The sequence below is a fragment of the Metallosphaera javensis (ex Hofmann et al. 2022) genome (genome assembly GCF_022064045.1).
Classification (GTDB): domain Archaea; phylum Thermoproteota; class Thermoprotei_A; order Sulfolobales; family Sulfolobaceae; genus Metallosphaera; species Metallosphaera javensis.
Window position 1 is genome coordinate 74,014 of the sequence record NZ_JAKNCW010000004.1, and the last position, 16,396, is coordinate 90,409.

The 16,396-nt window shown below is 49.4% G+C and carries 18 protein-coding genes; 4 read left to right on the forward strand and 14 right to left on the reverse strand.

Going from position 1 to position 16,396, the window contains the following annotated elements; all coding sequences use genetic code 11:
- Positions 1-26 precede the first annotated feature (26 nt).
- Positions 27-494 (forward strand): DUF309 domain-containing protein, encoded by a 468-nt coding sequence (locus tag L3N51_RS04525; protein WP_238025742.1) that lies wholly within the window; start codon positions 27-29, stop codon positions 492-494.
- Here the strand turns inward: L3N51_RS04525 and L3N51_RS04530 are convergent.
- Complete coding sequence (locus tag L3N51_RS04530) at positions 396-884, reverse strand: adenosine-specific kinase (RefSeq protein ID WP_238025879.1); 489 nt, start codon at positions 882-884, stop codon at positions 396-398. The two genes, L3N51_RS04525 and L3N51_RS04530, sit on opposite strands and share 99 nt — an antisense overlap.
- A gap of 27 nt (positions 885-911) precedes the next feature.
- Entirely contained in the window at positions 912-1,295 is a 384-nt protein-coding gene (locus L3N51_RS04535; RefSeq protein ID WP_238025744.1) for a hypothetical protein, read from the reverse strand.
- A 106-nt stretch (positions 1,296-1,401) separates the two neighbouring features.
- Here L3N51_RS04535 and L3N51_RS04540 point away from each other — a divergent pair, with 106 nt between their 5' ends.
- Positions 1,402-1,896: a hypothetical protein gene (locus L3N51_RS04540; protein WP_238025746.1), complete on the forward strand. Its 495-nt coding sequence runs from the start codon at positions 1,402-1,404 to the stop codon at positions 1,894-1,896.
- Between the two features lie 14 nt (positions 1,897-1,910).
- On the opposite strand, the gene L3N51_RS04545 is transcribed toward L3N51_RS04540, so the two are convergent.
- Positions 1,911-2,102: a hypothetical protein gene (locus L3N51_RS04545; RefSeq protein ID WP_238025748.1), complete on the reverse strand. Its 192-nt coding sequence runs from the start codon at positions 2,100-2,102 to the stop codon at positions 1,911-1,913.
- Positions 2,103-2,144: 42 nt separating this feature from the next.
- Here L3N51_RS04545 and L3N51_RS04550 point away from each other — a divergent pair, with 42 nt between their 5' ends.
- Positions 2,145-2,690, forward strand: coding sequence for a cupin domain-containing protein (locus L3N51_RS04550; RefSeq protein ID WP_238025750.1), 546 nt, complete (start codon positions 2,145-2,147; stop codon positions 2,688-2,690).
- On the opposite strand, the gene L3N51_RS04555 is transcribed toward L3N51_RS04550, so the two are convergent.
- Positions 2,691-3,638, reverse strand: coding sequence for a 3-hydroxyacyl-CoA dehydrogenase family protein (locus L3N51_RS04555; protein ID WP_238025752.1), 948 nt, complete (start codon positions 3,636-3,638; stop codon positions 2,691-2,693).
- Between the two features lie 94 nt (positions 3,639-3,732).
- On the opposite strand from L3N51_RS04555, the gene L3N51_RS04560 reads away from it, so the two are divergent.
- Positions 3,733-4,338 (forward strand): haloacid dehalogenase, encoded by a 606-nt coding sequence (locus L3N51_RS04560; protein ID WP_238025753.1) that lies wholly within the window; start codon positions 3,733-3,735, stop codon positions 4,336-4,338.
- Here the strand turns inward: L3N51_RS04560 and lysX are convergent.
- The 10 genes from lysX to L3N51_RS04610 all read right to left on the reverse strand — a co-directional run bounded on the left by lysX (position 4,335) and on the right by L3N51_RS04610 (position 16,392).
- Complete coding sequence (gene lysX, locus L3N51_RS04565) at positions 4,335-5,180, reverse strand: lysine biosynthesis protein LysX (protein ID WP_238025754.1); 846 nt, start codon at positions 5,178-5,180, stop codon at positions 4,335-4,337. The genes L3N51_RS04560 and lysX overlap by 4 nt on opposite strands.
- Positions 5,180-8,320, reverse strand: coding sequence for a carbamoyl-phosphate synthase (glutamine-hydrolyzing) large subunit (gene carB / locus L3N51_RS04570; RefSeq protein ID WP_238025755.1), 3,141 nt, complete (start codon positions 8,318-8,320; stop codon positions 5,180-5,182). Before carB ends, lysX begins: the two co-directional genes overlap by 1 nt.
- Positions 8,307-9,425, reverse strand: coding sequence for a glutamine-hydrolyzing carbamoyl-phosphate synthase small subunit (gene carA, locus L3N51_RS04575; RefSeq protein WP_238025756.1), 1,119 nt, complete (start codon positions 9,423-9,425; stop codon positions 8,307-8,309). The genes carB and carA overlap by 14 nt, the downstream gene beginning before the upstream one ends.
- Positions 9,400-10,746 (reverse strand): argininosuccinate lyase, encoded by a 1,347-nt coding sequence (argH, locus tag L3N51_RS04580; protein ID WP_238025757.1) that lies wholly within the window; start codon positions 10,744-10,746, stop codon positions 9,400-9,402. Before argH ends, carA begins: the two co-directional genes overlap by 26 nt.
- Entirely contained in the window at positions 10,746-11,921 is a 1,176-nt protein-coding gene (locus L3N51_RS04585) for an argininosuccinate synthase (protein WP_238025758.1), read from the reverse strand. Before L3N51_RS04585 ends, argH begins: the two co-directional genes overlap by 1 nt.
- A 99-nt stretch (positions 11,922-12,020) precedes the next feature.
- Positions 12,021-12,206, reverse strand: a complete 186-nt coding sequence (locus L3N51_RS04590; protein WP_238025759.1) for a hypothetical protein — start codon at positions 12,204-12,206, stop codon at positions 12,021-12,023.
- A gap of 78 nt (positions 12,207-12,284) precedes the next feature.
- On the reverse strand, positions 12,285-12,731 hold the full coding sequence (locus tag L3N51_RS04595) for a hypothetical protein (RefSeq protein WP_012021912.1): 447 nt from the start codon (positions 12,729-12,731) through the stop codon (positions 12,285-12,287).
- 56 nt (positions 12,732-12,787) lie between these two features.
- Positions 12,788-13,759 carry a phosphoribosylformylglycinamidine cyclo-ligase gene (purM, locus tag L3N51_RS04600; protein WP_238025761.1) on the reverse strand — a complete coding sequence of 324 codons (972 nt, stop codon included), beginning with the start codon at positions 13,757-13,759 and terminating at the stop codon, positions 12,788-12,790.
- Positions 13,753-15,186: a phosphoribosylamine--glycine ligase gene (gene purD / locus L3N51_RS04605; protein ID WP_238025762.1), complete on the reverse strand. Its 1,434-nt coding sequence runs from the start codon at positions 15,184-15,186 to the stop codon at positions 13,753-13,755. The genes purM and purD overlap by 7 nt, the downstream gene beginning before the upstream one ends.
- The gene (locus tag L3N51_RS04610; RefSeq protein WP_238025763.1) at positions 15,187-16,392 is read right to left on the reverse strand and encodes an amidophosphoribosyltransferase; all 1,206 of its coding nucleotides are present in this window, start codon (positions 16,390-16,392) and stop codon (positions 15,187-15,189) included.
- Positions 16,393-16,396 lie beyond the last annotated feature (4 nt).

Here is a 16,396-nt window from a genome sequence, read left to right on the forward strand (position 1 = left end):
ATTACTTCACTTCAGAAAATAAAAACATGGTGGAAAGGTACATTCTATTCTACCCCGCCGAATCCCCCGTACAGGGGAGGGAAGGACAAGGCTATAGGGTCGTAGAGATCAGGGATTGTAAGTACAGGGAGGTAGACGTGCTGGGTAATCTCGATGAGGCGGTGAGGGACCTGGGTCAGCCCCTCTTCTTCGTGAAGGTAGGGGAGATCAAGGTGGAGCTCTGGGATCTCCTCAATGACTGCAGATTCTGGGAGGCTCACGAACTTCTGGAAGAGACATGGAGGAAGGTTGATGGCCCGGAAAAAAGATACCTTCAGGCCCTCATCCTTATGTGTGCATCCATGATAAAATACAGAAAGAACAGGAAGGTCTCTGACGAATTGATGGAGAGGGCCCTATCTCTTATATCCGAACTTCCTCAGGATCTCCTTCCTCTCCTTTATGTCAGACTCGGACTCAACTCCAAGGGGAGTCATGCCGTCGATAACTCCTAGTACACCCCTTCCCTGTTCCGTCTCTCCAACTATAACCTGAAGCGGATTCGCGGTAGCTGCATGTATCCTTACCACTTCCTCTACCGCCTTGATCCTGTTCAGGACATTAATGGGATATCCGTTCCTGATGTAAATTACGAATGTGTGGCCTGCAGATATTCTCTTGCAGTTCTCTATGGCCAGCTTTATTAACTCCTCGTCGTTCCCGTCGTATCTAATCAGCCTCTTCCCGCTGGCTTCGCTGAAGGCAATACCGAACTTCAAGCTTGGCGAGGATGAGGCTAGCGTCTCGAAAAGGTCTTCCGCTGTTTTTATGAAGTGGGAATGCCCGATAATTACATTTGTTCCCTCTGGGATATCTATCTTAACTACATCTAGCTTAATCATAATTGAACTTGAAAATAAACGTATTAAAATTTAGCTCACTAGATACGCATAAGTCAAGGTGGCCAGCTCGTTCTGGGTCAGATCAACCTTGAAAGTGTAATGCAGGCTGGCAACATTCACCGTGTATATCCCCTCTGGTAGGGTGAAAGTGGCCACGCCATTGGAGAGTGTGAAGTTCCTGTAGAAGCTTCCATTCTGCCCTGTCACCTGAACAACTGCGTCGCTCAGCGGTTGCTCTCCGCCAAATGGACCATAATTCATGATAACCTTCACTTGAAGCGTATACTCCCCACTGGAACTTGAACCCTGGGATGTTATTGTCAGTCTGGTCTTGTAAGATGAAGCGGCAACCACTCCGGCAACCGTCAGGATGAGGACCACAAAGGCTAACGCTAATAGTACTCTTTTGTTCATGGTTATGGGAGTAGAGAAGACTAATATTTAAGTTGAATCAATAGATACTAACGTGTTTGACCGATTCTTGGATGGTTTAAGGTATTCTCTTCGCAATGAGAGGCCCATGTTGAGGCGCTATCTTATCCTGGGAGCGTTTGATGGGGTCCTACTATCACTGGGTATTCTGGTCTCATCAACCCTGGCAAAGGCCTCCACCGGGGTGATAGAGCTAACCGTGATATCTGGAGTGATAGCAGTTGCCATCTCCTCGGCGTGGAATTCCCTCATCGTGGAGGTAAAGGAGAGGAAACTGGAGTTCGAGAGGCTGGAAAGACAGATGATGAGGAGCCTGAAGGGGTCTACGTATGATTACGGGATGAAAATAACCATCGTGCTTTCTGTGCTATCCCATGGACTGTCTCCTTTTCTGGGTCTTCTTTCCCTCGTTGTGACGTTGGTGACAAAAACAGTGGTTTATGGGGTCGTGGTGTCCCTGGGGGAACTATTCCTCCTGGGGCTGGCCTATGAGGGGTCCCTTAAGGAAAAGATAAGATCAGGGCTAGTCATTGCGTTAGGAGGAGCTGTGATGTTATTGATCTCCTTCTTTCTTGGTAAATGAGGTTTGCATTCAAATCATAACCACCACCCTGAGGAGCTCCAGCAACCATACCTAGAATAGAGGGTCAGACAGGCCCTCCTGTCGCCGTTATTGCATTTCTCGCATATCTCGGAATATTCTTTCACAGTAATCTCGTCACATATTAGCCTTCCGCAGATTTCCACGCAGGTTTCATATCCAGATTTTATAATGCAATCCTTCTTCATTCTAAGTCACCTTTTTAATACTGTTTATACTCTTTAAATCCAATGTCAAAACTTCTAGTCAGGAAGGATCTCCAGTCTGAACTGAAAAGGGATGTAAGTGACATAGTGAAGGAGATAGAGGGAGACGATTTAAAGGTAGTTGTCTTCATGGAGAACACGGAACCGGCGCCCAAGGTGAGGCCCAAGGTAATAAGGTTCGGTCCTACCCTATCCCTTCTAGAGAGGTTGGCTGAGAGAGGCCAGGTGGAACCCGGCGTAGCCAAGGTAATGTTTTATTCACCCAGTACCGGAAGGTCAAGGGGCCTAACTCCCAACATGATGGCAGGTTTTCAGTATATTAAGCCAGGGGTAAGCACCAAACCTCACTCCCATAACATGGCCTCAATCTACCTGGTGGTGAAGGGAAAGGGTTACTCCGAAATCGATGGTGAGATATACCACTGGAATGAGGGAGACGTGTTCGTGGTTCCCGCGAATGCAGTGCATAGTCACACAAACACGGGTGAGACAGAGGCCATACTCTTTGACGTAACCGATTCTGGTCTCCTGGAGAACATGGGTATTCTAGAATTTAAAGAAAAGGAATAATTATTTTTGTTCCCAAACCAGCTTGTATACCTTCAGGAGCTTTTCATCCCTCCACTTGGAGATCTCCTGAAAGGTCTTACCCTTTATGAAGGAGTAATCCTTCATCTGCTGTACTGCCTTCACAACTCCAGTGTAGGGGAACTTATCGTACTTCGCCAGGGTGTGCATCCATTCGTTGGCACCGTATCCGAAACCCCTATTGAAGAAGTACTCTAGGCCTCCCTCTCCTCCTCCCAGATGGTAAGTTAGAAATGGCCCCATGAATGCCCACCTCAGTCCAATGGCCGCAGTCATGACCTTGTCAATGTCCTCAACCGTCGCAACTCCCTCATCCACAAGGTAGACAGCCTCTCGGAAGAGAGCGAAGGCCAGTCTATTTCCTATGAAACCTGGGATCTCTTTCTTGAGGACGACCACAATTCTGTCCAGTTTCTCCATGAGCGCCTTAGTCCTCTCCACCACCTCCTTACTCGTCTTCTCGCCAGGCACCACCTCAACCAGAGGTAAGAGATGGGGTGGATTCCAGGGATGTGCTATCACCGCCCTTTCAGGATACCTAGACATGGCCTTCTGGACTTCAGTTATGAGTAGACCTGAGGTGCTGCTGGCTAGTATAACATCTTTATCGAGAATACTATCCAAGTAACCAAAGATCTTCTTTTTTGCGTCATAATCCTCTATTACAGCCTCTATAACAAAGCTGGACCCTCTCACTGCCTCATCCAGGTTAACCGTGGGAGTAACCCTGGAGATCACTGTGTTCACGTCCTCTGCTATCTGAGAGTTATTCTTCATTACCTGGACGTAATTCCTTAGCTTCTCCATACCCTTATCTAGGGTCTCCCTTTTCTCCGTGTATAATGAGACGTTATATCCCTTGGACGCAAAAAGGGTTGCCCAACCCACACCAATAACTCCTGCCCCAACGACGGATATCTTTTCTGTCATGGGTGCTTATATTGTATAAGTAATTTAAATTTAGTAGGTCCTGCCCGCAGAGGCAACCTAGAAAATCTTTAAATCACTCTCTCATAATCCCGTTATGTTCACGGATATAATAGGTGAGTATATCTCATCGGTAGAAGAAAAATTAATGTCCAGGTTCGAGAACAGGGAGCGTTTACTTCAGATATCTAGGGAGGTAATTCGCTTTTCTGGAGAGACCATATCGCTGAGTCACAGGGGTAAGAAGGAGGAAGCTATGGAGAAGTACAATCAGGCAAAGAAAAGGGTTGAGGAGATCAAAAACATTGTCCAGAACTTCCCGGAGCTGTTGTTTGGTGACGTCGGTGTTGCCTTTCAGGAGATCAGCGAGGCAAGTGTGGTGCTTTCCTTCTATTTTGACTTACCCCTGAATCTGCCCAAGGATCTAGGGATACCTGATATATATTACATTACAGGGTTGGCTGATGTCATAGGAGAAATGAGGAGAGCTGCCCTTGAAAGTCTTAGAAGGGGGGATAAGGAAAGGGGAAGGAGGATCCTGGAGGAGATGGAAAACCTCTATGATATACTTTGGAGGCTGGAGTATCCCAAGTCCTTAGTTCCTGGACTCAGGCAAAAAGTTGATGCCATGAGAAAAATCTTGGAGGACACGAGACATGACGTGTTCCTTGCTGAGGTGGTGGGAAAGGTGGACCAGGATTAGGAAAACTTTTCCTTAATGTAATCCACGAGCCTGTTGGGAACATCTATTCCTGTGGCCAGCATGAACCCCTTAAACTCGGGGACATCATTGAGCTCGTTTATAACGTAGCCTCTGGATTGATGTTCAAGTACGTCTATGGAGACGAACTCGCCGTTTATTACTTTCACAGCCTTTAGCACTGTCTCCTTAAGGGCGTCATCTACCTCAAGAGGAGTTGGAGTTCCCCCGAGGGCTACGTTTGCCCTCCATTCGTTGGAAGGGATGTTCCTTGCATAGCATCCCAGAAGCTCATTGCCCATTACGATACACCTTATATCCCTGTTCTTTCCTGTTATGTACTCCTGGACTATGTGAACCTTTAGGGCAGAATTACCCATCATCTCCCTGTGCTCTATGATAGTCTTTCCCTCAATGATATCCCTGATAAGGGAAACCATTCTTCCCCAGCTACCTATTGGGGGCTTGTCAATGAGAGGGAACCCAATCTGTTCGTAAGCTTTCATCACCGAATCTGGTGACATGGCAATAATGGATTGAGGTACAGGTATCCCCGCCCTGAACAATTTGGAGTAGGTCAATATCTTGTCTCCAGCTACACTTATCACGTCTGTTGAGTTAATGGTGTGGACTCCCGTTCCCTCCAACACAGCAGCGGCATATAGGGACCTATACATGCTCACCGCCCTTATAATGGCTACGTCATATCTGCCCAGTGCCCTGTTGAAGGGCAGGGGCTCCTGAGCCACGTTAAGTACGTCGTAACTCACCTGCTTATCGTTCAGTGCCTTCACCAGAAGCTTCTCCTCTTGCCTGACTATGTCCACGATTAGAGCAACTTTCATCAGATCCCTCCTCCATACCTCCTTATTTCGTAGAACGTCATTTCGTTCAGGGACATGGCGTGGGACACCTCCTTTGCCAACCTTCCGTTAAGGATGATTGGTATGTTGAGATCCACGGTAGTTCTTCTAATGTTATAATCAAGGTTCTTCATGTATCCGTTAGTCACCACGAGATCCACTTGTCCCTTCCTTATTAAGGATAATGCATCCTCTGGGTTCACAACATCGAACCCTGAAATTTCAGCGAAATCTAAGGTATTCACGGTAAGACCATACCTCTCAAGGTTCTGCCCAGCCTCCCTCAGCGAGTCAATATTTTCCTTTCCGTAAACAAGCGCTATCTTGCCTTGCTTGGGTAGTCTGTTTGGCGAACATGAGAGCCAACTCTTTAACAATGCGTCGTAGAAACTCGTGCCCAGGGACGCAGCCTCACCAGTGCTTCTCATCTCAGGACCAAGGAACGGATAGGAGTCCTTGAGCTGGGTCCACGAGAACTGAGGTGATTTCACTGCCCAGGACTTGCTCTCTGGCTCCATGAACTCATCAAGGTCCAATCCCTGAAGGATACCCTTCACCGCCATCTCCATTAGGTTAACCCCCTTAGCCTTGCTGGAGAAGGGCATGGATCTGCTTGCCCTGAGGTTCATTTCTATAACGTATGGCACGTTATCCTTTATCACGAACTGCAGATTGAAGGGCCCCTTGACCCCAATTTCCCTAGCCAGGGTCAGCGATATCTTCTTCAGGTCCTGAACCACTGGAGTGATCTTCCTGGTGGGAATGGACATGGTACTGTCACCGCTGTGAACCCCGGCCTCCTCCACATGTTCCATAACCACCCCAATTACACCCTTACCGTCGCTAACAGCATCCACCTCAGCCTCAAAGGCGTTCTCCAGGAACTTACTGATTACCACGGGATACCTCGTGGACAGCCTTGCCCTCTGAATGACCTCCTCCAGTTCCTGCTCACTCCGCACTATGCTCATGGAAGATCCGCTCAGCACGTAACTTGGTCTAACCAATACCGGGAAGCCAACCTGATCCACGAACTTCCTTATCTCCCCTGAGTCCCTTGCGGATATCCATTCGGGCTGTTTTATCCCCAGTTTGTCCAGAAGCTTGGAGAACTTTTCCCTATCCTCCGCCATGTCCACCGAGGATCCCGATGTCCCGAAAAGTTTCACTCCTCTCTCCTCCAGTTTCTTTGCAATATTGTTACCCAGCTGGCCTCCAGCAAAGGTCGCCACGTAGGTGTATTTCTCCTTGTTTACTATGTCCAGAACTCTCTCGGCAGATATCTCGTCAAAGTAGAGCTTCTTGGTTACGTCCCAGTCTGTGGAGACGGTCTCGGGATTATAGTTCAGGACAGCTACCTGGTCAAAGTACTTGAGGGAGGCCTTCATTAACTCCACCACTCCCCAATCGAACTCCACGGAGACCCCAATCCTGAAACCTCCAGCCCCCACTATGAGGAGGTTGTTCCCAGTGGAGTTCAGCTCTATATCATCCTCAGACCCAACGTAGGTTAGATAGAGGTAGTTGGTGACTGCAGGCCACTCTCCAGCCAGGGTGTCGATCAGCTTTATGTTGGGTAGGATGCGATTAGAGGATCTAACTTTCCATACTTCCTCCTCGCTGGAGTTGATAGCCATGGCCACCTGTTCATCACTGAAACCTAGCGTCTTTAGGTACTTCAACTTCTCCAGGTCGAGTCTGGATCCCTTGATTCCCTCAAAGGTTTTGACTAGGTTCTCAATCTTCCTGAGGAAGAACCTATCCACTCCTGTTACCTTATACACTTCCTCCACAGATGCCCCCTCCTTAAACGCCTTGGCAGCCCATATGGGCCAGTAGGGTATTCTCTTGCTCAGTTTCTTGAGGGCATCATCCTTGGGAGCAGTGGACATGTAATATCTTCCTCCCACTACCCCAGGTTCACCAATATCAAGCATCCTCAGTCCCTTCTGAAGGGCCTCCTCGAAGGACCTTCCTATGCTCATGATCTCCCCCACGCTTTTCATTTCGGTGCTCAGGCTAGTATCCACTTCCTCAAACTTCTGCAAATCCCATCTGGGTATCTTCATGACAACGTAATCCAAGCTGGGCTCAAAGCAGGCACAGGTTGCCCCGGATACCTTGTTCAAGATCTCCTCCAACGTGTAACCAAGGGATAGCTTAGCCGACACATAGGCCAGTGGATAACCAGTGGCCTTACTTGCGAGGGCACTGGATCTGGACATTCTTGGGTTGGTCTCGATCACGTAGTAAGTATAGCTACTCGGATCCAGCGCAAACTGCACGTTACATTCTCCCACTAGACTTATGGACTCTGCAACCTTCATTGAAAGCGTCCTCATCTCCTGTAACTCCTTATTGTCCAGTGTCTGGCAGGGCGTTATCACTATGGATTCCCCAGTATGAACGCCCATTGGATCCAAGTTCTCCACACACGCTATGACAGCAGAGTTCCCCTTTGAGTCCCTCACCACCTCGTATTCTAACTCCTTCCAGTGATGAAGGTACTTCTCCACTAGAACCTCCCCGATGTAGCTCTGCGAGAACGCCCTGTCTATGCTCTTTCTCAGGGATTCCCTGTCCCAGGCAACGGTGGAACCTCTACCTCCCAGGTTGAAGCTAACCCTCACCATTACTGGATAGCCAATTTCCTCGGCCTTTTCCAGAGCCTCTTCTGAGCTCTTTGCTGAGAAACTTGGCGGAACAGGAATCTTAACGTCTATCATGGTCTCCCTGAACTTCTCCCTGCTCAATGCCTTCTCTATTCCCTCTATGGGAGTGCCGAGTACCCTGATCCCGTACTTCTGCAGAATTCCCCTCTTGTAAAGATCTACGCCCACGTTAAGTGCTGTCTGTCCCCCGAACCCTATGGCTATGGCATCGGGTCTCTCCTGCTCAATAACCTTCTCCACCGACCACCAGGTGACCGGAACCATGTAGAGCTTGTCGGTCATTCCGTAGCTAGTTTGAACCGTGGCCACGTTGGAGTTAACCAGCACTGTCTCTATGCCCTCCTCCCTGTAGGCCTTGAGAGACTGGGATCCACTATAGTCGAACTCTGCAGCCTCAGCTATCTTAATGGGCCCTGAACCCACAACTAGAACCTTTTTAATTCCCTTCATCCTTTATCACCATCTTCTTGAACTTCTGGAAAACCCAAGTGGTATCATTGGGTCCAGGCCTAGCCTCCGGGTGAAACTGGGTCGTGATCAAGGGAAATTTTTTGTGTATCAATCCCTCAACTACCCCATCGTCTGGATTCACGAACCAGATCTGGGTGTCTGGCGGAATGTCCTCCTTGTACACCCCATATCCATGGTTATGCGTGGAGATGTAACACTTGTTGTTGGAAACGTCCATTACTGGTTTATTTATAGCCCTGTGACCAAATTTCATTTTCCTGACATTTCCTCCTAGGGCGAGAGTCGCCACCTGATGTCCAAGGCATATTCCGAGGGTGGGCAACTTGTACTCCATAACTGCTGAGAAGTTCTTCACCAGATCCTTTAGAATGTTGGGATTTCCGGGCCCGTTTCCAAAAACCACACCCTTAGGGGAGTAGTTCATTATCTCATCTGCGCTGGACTTACAAGGAACCCTGACAATGGTAAATCCTGTCTTGTAAAGCTCCTCCAGTATGCCGTGCTTTATACCGCAATCCACGAGTACAATTATGTCCGGTGAGTTGTTCTGATGGATGATAGGAGACTTGGGAGAGGTGAACCTTGTGAAATCGATCTCGTCGTATCTCAGCTCAATATGTTTCCTCGGGTCCTCAACCTGTTCCCCCGAGGCTATCACTCCCATCATGGAACCCAAAGTTCTGACCTTCTTTACTAGCAATCTGGTATCCACGGAGGAAACGCCAGGAACACCCTGTTCCGCCATCCATTGGTGAAGGCTCTTGGACGAGTTCCACTTGGAGGGATCAGTCTCTTCCGTTACCACAAGTCCCTCAATTTGAATTTTCTCGGACTCAAAGTTCTGCAGGATTCCATTCCTCACAATGGGATCCGGTACTCCGTAATTGCCCACGAGGGGATGGGTTATGATGAGGATCTGCCCCCTATACGACGGATCAGTCATGGATTCGGGGTAACCGTTCATGGCCGTGGTGAACACAACTTCGCCGTATCTTACCCCCTTGGCACCGAACCCACAACCTCTCAGCAGGGTTCCGTCCTCAAGGTATATCAGTCCTTCAGTTCCCCTCTTGCAGTATGTCATTTTCCATCAGCCTCAATTCCCCTTCTCCTTTGAGAATCCAGTTTTTATATTCTCTTAACAAATTGGCGTCACCATTCAATCTTTCCCTAGCGAGGGAAATACCCTCTCTCATTCTCTCAGGGCTGGGACTTCCCTTCACTGCCTTTCTGGACACCGATTGTTCAGGGGTGATCGTGGGTGAGAACTTGCCCTCTCTCACTGCTTTGGCTACGGTAAAATATGCATCCCTGTATCTGATTCCCTTTCCGCTCAAGATTTCCGCCTCATCTGTGGAAAGTATCTCCTTATCCATCTTGAACTCCTTCACCCTTACCTTGGTGAGAAGGTCATGAAGGACCTCCACTCCGGTCCTCGTCTCATCAAGGACCTCCCAGAGGAGCGGGTTCACCTCCTGGAGGTCAAGATTATACCCTGATGGAAGGGATTTGTATGTTGACGCAATTGACATTAGATCACCGAGTACCCTTGAAACTCTGGCCCTGAACACCTCCATGGTAACTGCGTTCCTTTTCTGGGGCATGAGCGAACTCGTACTCACGTGGGTATCAGGTAACTCCAGTATCCCCACGAACTTAGAGGAGAGCAGTATCATGTCCTCAACGATCCTACTCAGGGCCAGCATTAGATTGACCACCTCCATCACTGAGGAGATGAGGTCTGCCCTGGAGGAGGTGGCTGAAATGGTGTTAACGAGAACCTCCTTGAAACCAAGGAGTGTGGACTCCCTATCCCTGTTCAGGTTAACGGAGCTACCCACTATGGCTCCGCTTCCCAGTGGAGATCTGTTTACCAGGTCGAGGGTCCTGTAAATGGAACTCCACCTGGAGGCAACCTCCTCCTCTACGTAGAGCAGGTAATGCCCAAAGGACGTTGGCTGGGCGGGCTGAAAGTGAGTGTACACAACGAAGGGGGTACCAAGGTTCTCCTCAGCTCTCTTCAGGATCATCCCCCTGAAGTCCAAGAGCTGTTCCAGGAGCGCAAGTAACTCCTCCCTCATTTCCAGTCTCAGGGCCGTGGCCACATGGTCGTTCCTGCTTCTCCCCAGGCCTATCGAACCACCCGCCTCACCGGCGGTCTTAATGAGGTGATCCTCCAGTGCCTCATGAACGTCCTCATAGGAGGGATCTATCCTCGTGAAGGAATTTATGCCCTGAAGCAGTTTTCTGGCCTCATCCTTGGTAATGTTTCCAGACAGGAAGAGCTCTATTACGTGGGCCTTCATTACCTGCTTTACCTTGTCCAGTATCCTGACGTCCTCCCTTGAGGAGGAAGTATAGGTTACTACCTTGTCCTCCTTTGAACCCCACTTCCTGTACAGCATTAACCATACCTCGCCTTCCTTGTTAGCAAGGAGTGCATTCCCCAGATCTCAATGAATCCCCTGGCCTCCTCATCTGAGGGATACCATCCCTTATTATAGGAGGATATTTTCTCAGAGTAGGGCGAGTAGGGTGAGGTCCTGCCTAGTATCCTGAGACTCTTGTGATCAACCTCAAGCTTGACCTCTCCAGACACCCACCTGTTTATCTCGTCTCCCGCAATCTCTAGGGTATTCCTCAAGGGTTCATACCAGTGTCCCTGATAAACCAGGTCAGACCATAACGAATCAAGTTGCCTCTTGAACCTGAGTTCCAGTGGTGTCAACACGGTTTTCTCCAGGTCCTTGTGCGCTGCAATGAGGGCCAGTGCGGCAGGTGCCTCATATACTTCCCTTGACTTGAAACCTACTACCCTGTTCTCCAGATGCTCCACCCTTCCAAATCCCCTGGCACCTATCTCCTCGTTTAGCTTGGATATGAGCGTCACAGGATCAAGCCTCTCACCGTTAATCCCCACGGGAACTCCCTTCTCGAACTCCACGCTTAACCTCAGTTTATCCTGTTTTCTCACTGCCGTCCACTCAAATGCGTCATCTGGAACCTCTGAGGCGGGATCAGAGATGATGTCTCCCTCTATGCTTCTCCCCCAAAGATTCTCATCGATGCTGTACTTACTGCTCTCTGTCTTTATGGGTATTCCCCTTTCCCTGGCAAAGGCTATTTCATCCTCCCTGGTCATTTTCCAGATTCTGGCCGGCGCAATTATTTTCACGTTCTCCAGCGCGGTCTTCAGAGCCAGGTCGAACCTGACCTGATCATTTCCCTTTGACGTTGAGCCGTGGGCAACATACTCCGTGCCTTCCTTTTTTGCGATTTCAGCAACCTTTTCTGCTATGAGGGGTCTGGCCAGCGCCGTCGCTAGGGGATACACTTCCTCGTAAAGTCCGTTCATTTTGACGTCTTTGAGGGCAAAGTTCTCAGCGAACTCTTTCTTTGCATCCACTAGGTAATGCTTAGCGCTTCCCGCCATGTATGCCCTCTCCTCAATTTTCTTGAAGTCATCCCTTTGCCCCACATCTACGCTAACGCTTATCACTTCTGCGTGGTAAGTCTCGCTTAACCACCTGATTGCAACAGTGGTGTCTAAACCTCCCGAATAAGCTAGGACTATTTTCATCTTCACTCTTACGAAGAACTCTGAGTTATAAGCTATGGGGATAATGAAAATAACGTAATTCTTGATAAAGATAAAGTTGAAGGAATCCTTCAATCAAGGTTACGGTAATCCTTGGTGTAGTATTTTCTCATCGAAATCCTTCATGCACATCTCGTCATCGAGGCATTCCCTAATGGCCGTGATGATGAATTCCGACACTGTCCTGACGTCAGCCTTTGGCATCAGCCTATTTATTTCATCTAGAATTTCATATTTAAGCCTCAAACTTACAGTTTGTTTGTTCATGGCAAGGTAATACTATCCTATCTTAACATAAAAACTTTGCCTAGGCAGATTGGGACATAAACACGAGAAATCTTAACTTTATGAGGCGGTGACCACGAGGGCCTTCTCTCTTTTCGCCTTGTACTCCTCTAGTCTCTCCATCATTTTCTTGATAGCAAGAGAAAGTTGATCCTTGTGATATTTTCTGACATGTTCCTCCGTATCCTCCCTTGCAACTACGGTGTTGCAGAGCTTGCACGTGTAAACTCCATTGTCGTTCCTTTCAACTATGGGCTCAATGCCCTCAGCTAGATACTGGAGAATGGGAATGACCTTCTTGGCCCTGATCTCGCTACCGCTCTTCTCAATGATACGTTGAGCGTAACCCCTGAGCTGATGCTTTGAGATATTGTACTTGTGGGCTACAATGGCCGGTCCTTCACCTTTCACTAGGTATTCCTCCAAGGCGTTCAGTAGATAGTCGCCTCCTCCTAGTATCTTCAAAGAGACATAATTTACGAGAGATTTTATATCAACTGGCTTCATACTTAGCCACTAGAAACTGCTTTATCATTCAGAGTTTAAAAGGGATTGATAAAATTCTATAAATAAAGAAACTGGGACTTGTACGTGGTTATTTTAATCTGACCTAGGCTGTCCTTAACTTCTCCAATGATCTGTGATGGGACGTAGGGGTTTAATTTCCTGAGAACTTCCTCGGCGTAACTCCTGTCCACAAAGAGCACCATCCCAACACCCATGTTGAAGACCCTGTGCATTTCCTCGTGGGACACACCGGCCTGCTCAATGGCCTTAAAGATTGAGGGCGGATCTGGAAGGGTTAACTCCAGGGAGTAGCTGGTTATCCTCCTCAATTTGGTGAAGGAACCTCCTGTCACATGGCCTGCAGCCTTGATGAGATCTAGGATCTCCATGACTGGTTTCACGTAAATCCTCGTGGGTTTTAGGAGCTCTTCCTCCCAGTCCTTCCAGGACAGTTTCCCTTCGTTAAGTAGCTTCCTTATCAGGGAGTAGCCGTTAGCGTGAACTCCGTTGCTGGCCAGTCCTATTAGGACGTCACCGGGTGAAACTTCCTCTCCAGTTTTCAGCTTCTCCACAACTCCCAGGGCAGTGCAGGATATATCGAAGCCGTTAACCACATCCTTCATTGCCGCAGTCTCTCCTCCAACAATATCTGCGTCAGATTCCTTGGCGCCCTGCACAAGTCCCTGAACTATCTCGGAGATCACGTCGTCGGAGGGCTGTTCCATGGCTATGTAATCTACAATGGCAATGGGTCTGGCACCTATGCTAATGAGATCGTTCACGTTCATGGCAACGCAATCTATTCCCACACTTCTATACTTCCCTGCCTTTCTGGCAAGGAGTACCTTTGTGCCAACTCCATCTACGTGAATGGCAAGTTTCAGTCCATTTATTTCCACGACTCCAGAGTAGTGACCTGCCCCCAGCACTGTCCTCCTGTAGGTGGAGGATATCATGGAGGCGATGTCCCTGTGAATTCCCTTCAGCTTCTCTAGGTCCACCCCAGCATCCTTGTAGTCGCTCACCACAAACCACCGTTTGGTGCCCAGTCGGCAGATACTCCCAGGGAATTCCTTCTTATCCTATTCTGATAGGAGTATCTCACGATTTCGGCCTTCTCAACCTGCTCTCCCAGTGTTCTACCAATGTCAGTCCTGTACACCAGTTCGGTGTTGGCTGAGATCATCTTGATGCAACCGTCCAGTTTCCTGGAGGATTCCTCAAAGTCGCCCAGAGCCACCAGTTCCAGTGCCCTTGATCCCTTTGTCACGAGCTTGCCACCCTCATAGGATATGGAGCCGAAGTACACCAGACATCCCTTCTCCCTCATGGCCTTAACGTCCAGCGAAATCTCCTTTCCCGTGGCCATATCCCTTCTCAATGGATAACCCAGGGGGGCGACAGCCCTCACCACCGAGGGTTCCATCCTCACCTCAAGCTTGGCCTGAGTTAACCTCTCCTCGGCAGTAAGTTGTAGAAGGTAACCGAAATCTGAGGTTATCCTGGGTATGATGGCCGAGGTCTCCGGGTCTCCCATTCTGGAGTAGAACTCTATCACGGTGGGCCCCCATAGCTCGGTGAGCATCATTTGTCCTGAAATGAACCCCCTGTATGATTCCCCCGTCTCCTGGCCGATGGCCCTGGCCGTGTCCTGAACAATCTTCAGTGTTTTCTCATACTCTTCCTCATTGATGAACGGAAGGAGTCTCCCCGGACCTGAAACGGATCCCATACCACCCGTCTCGGGGCCTATTCCGTCCTGGTATGCATGTTTATAGTCCTGCGCGAGCGGAAGCGGTAGGAAGGTATGGCCGTCAGTCAGGACATGAAGGGTGTACTCTGGCCCATCCACCTTTTCCTCGATGATTATCTTGACCTCATTCTTCACTAGAGACCCTATCTCGTCCACGCTCTTGCTTAACGCCCTCCTTTTCTCGTTGGAGAGATAAGCCTGAATGTCCGCCACAACCTTCACTCCTTTTCCTCCCACCTGCTCAGCTGGCTTCACGGCCACAGACCCTCCGTACTCCACAATGAACCTTGAGGCCTCCTCAAGGCTGGTGAAGCTCCTGAACCTGAGCCTGCCATCAATCCTGTACTTCCACATGAGTTGTCTCATCCACACCTTGGATCTCTCTATCTCGGCCCCCGCCATGTTGGGACCCACAACCGGTATTCCGTTCTTCCTGAACTCGTCAGCTACGCCGTGGAAAAGGGGATCCTCTGGTCCAACCACACCGAAGTCTGGGTTGAACCTCTTGATGGCCTTTGCTACCTCCTCCCTGGAGTTTATGTTTCCTTGAGTGTATTCTCCGCCAGTTCTGTTCACCGCCTCCCTGATCCCGGGATTCACGTAAGAGGAAAGGGCATATACCCTGTATCCCTGCGGAGAGCTCGCCAGCGCCTCCGCCATTGCGTGTTCCCTAGCTCCATCTCCCACGAGTAGAACCTTCATTCAGATCACCTTTGGATACCTCTTGGTCATGCACCCCGTGCAGAGGGTGGACTTGGATATTGCCCTGGATAACCCCTCTAGAGATAACCAGTGAATCGAATCCGCGCCCAGAACCTTGGCTATTTCCTCCTCCGAGAGGTTCGCAGCGATTAACTCCTTATCCTCTGGTACCTCTATGCCGTACGGACAGGCTGATATAAGCTTGGGACTGCCGATAAGTACGTGAACCTCCTTGGCGCCAAGCCTCCTGAGGCTCATGATGGTGTTCTTCAGAGTTGTTCCAGTAACCATTGAATCATCTATCAGTACCACCCTCTTCCCGAAGACTGCGCTCTTTATGGGGTTCAGCTTCAGCTGTACTCCCACTATCTTCAGGAAGCTGTCGGAGGCCAGCATGGTCCTTATGGGGCTTCCGGTTCTCGTGAAACCCAGGTCCAGTTGAAGGCCCAGCTTCCTAGAGTAGCCCACGGCGAAGGGAAGCGCTGTGTCAGGAACGCCTATCACGGTGTCAGCCTCAATGGGTTTCTCCTCAGCCAGTTGCTCCCCAATTCTCACCCTGGTTTCATACACGTTGGACTCGTTCACCACGCTGTCTATCCTCGCCTGGTAAACATACTCAATGGAGCAGTAAGCCTTTCTGGGCTCCTTAATCTGCGTTGACTTGACGTTTAAGCTCGAGATTGTAACCATCTCTCCGGGCATCACTTCTCTTCTGAAATCCCCACCTATCACCGACATTGCCACTGGCTCTGACGCAATTATGCCCATATCGAAGCCGAAACCTCCCAAGCTGAGAGGTCTCACCCCAGTTTCATCCCTATACCCCACTATCTCACCGTCACGGGTCATGGCTATTAGTGAGAAAGCTCCCTTGGCTTCCTCGAGCGCTCTTTCCCTGTCCCTGGTGAAGGTCTTTAGGAAGTTCTCAGGCTCCCTGAGAACCCCATCCACTACAATGGCAACTTCATCGTTGTGGATGGGGTAACCCCTCCTTGATCCTGTGTAGCCTATTCCTGCCCATCCCTCCAGCTGAAACTCTAGGTCCTCGGGCGATACGTCCCTCGTGACTGATCTCATCTCTTGGTTTAGCATTACCACTCCACTTGAGGCGTAGCCCCTGTGCTGGAGCCCTATCATGGAGTAGTACAGGAACCTGGATATGTTCCATACCTTATCGAATGCCAGGAGACCGACTATTCCCGCCATTTTA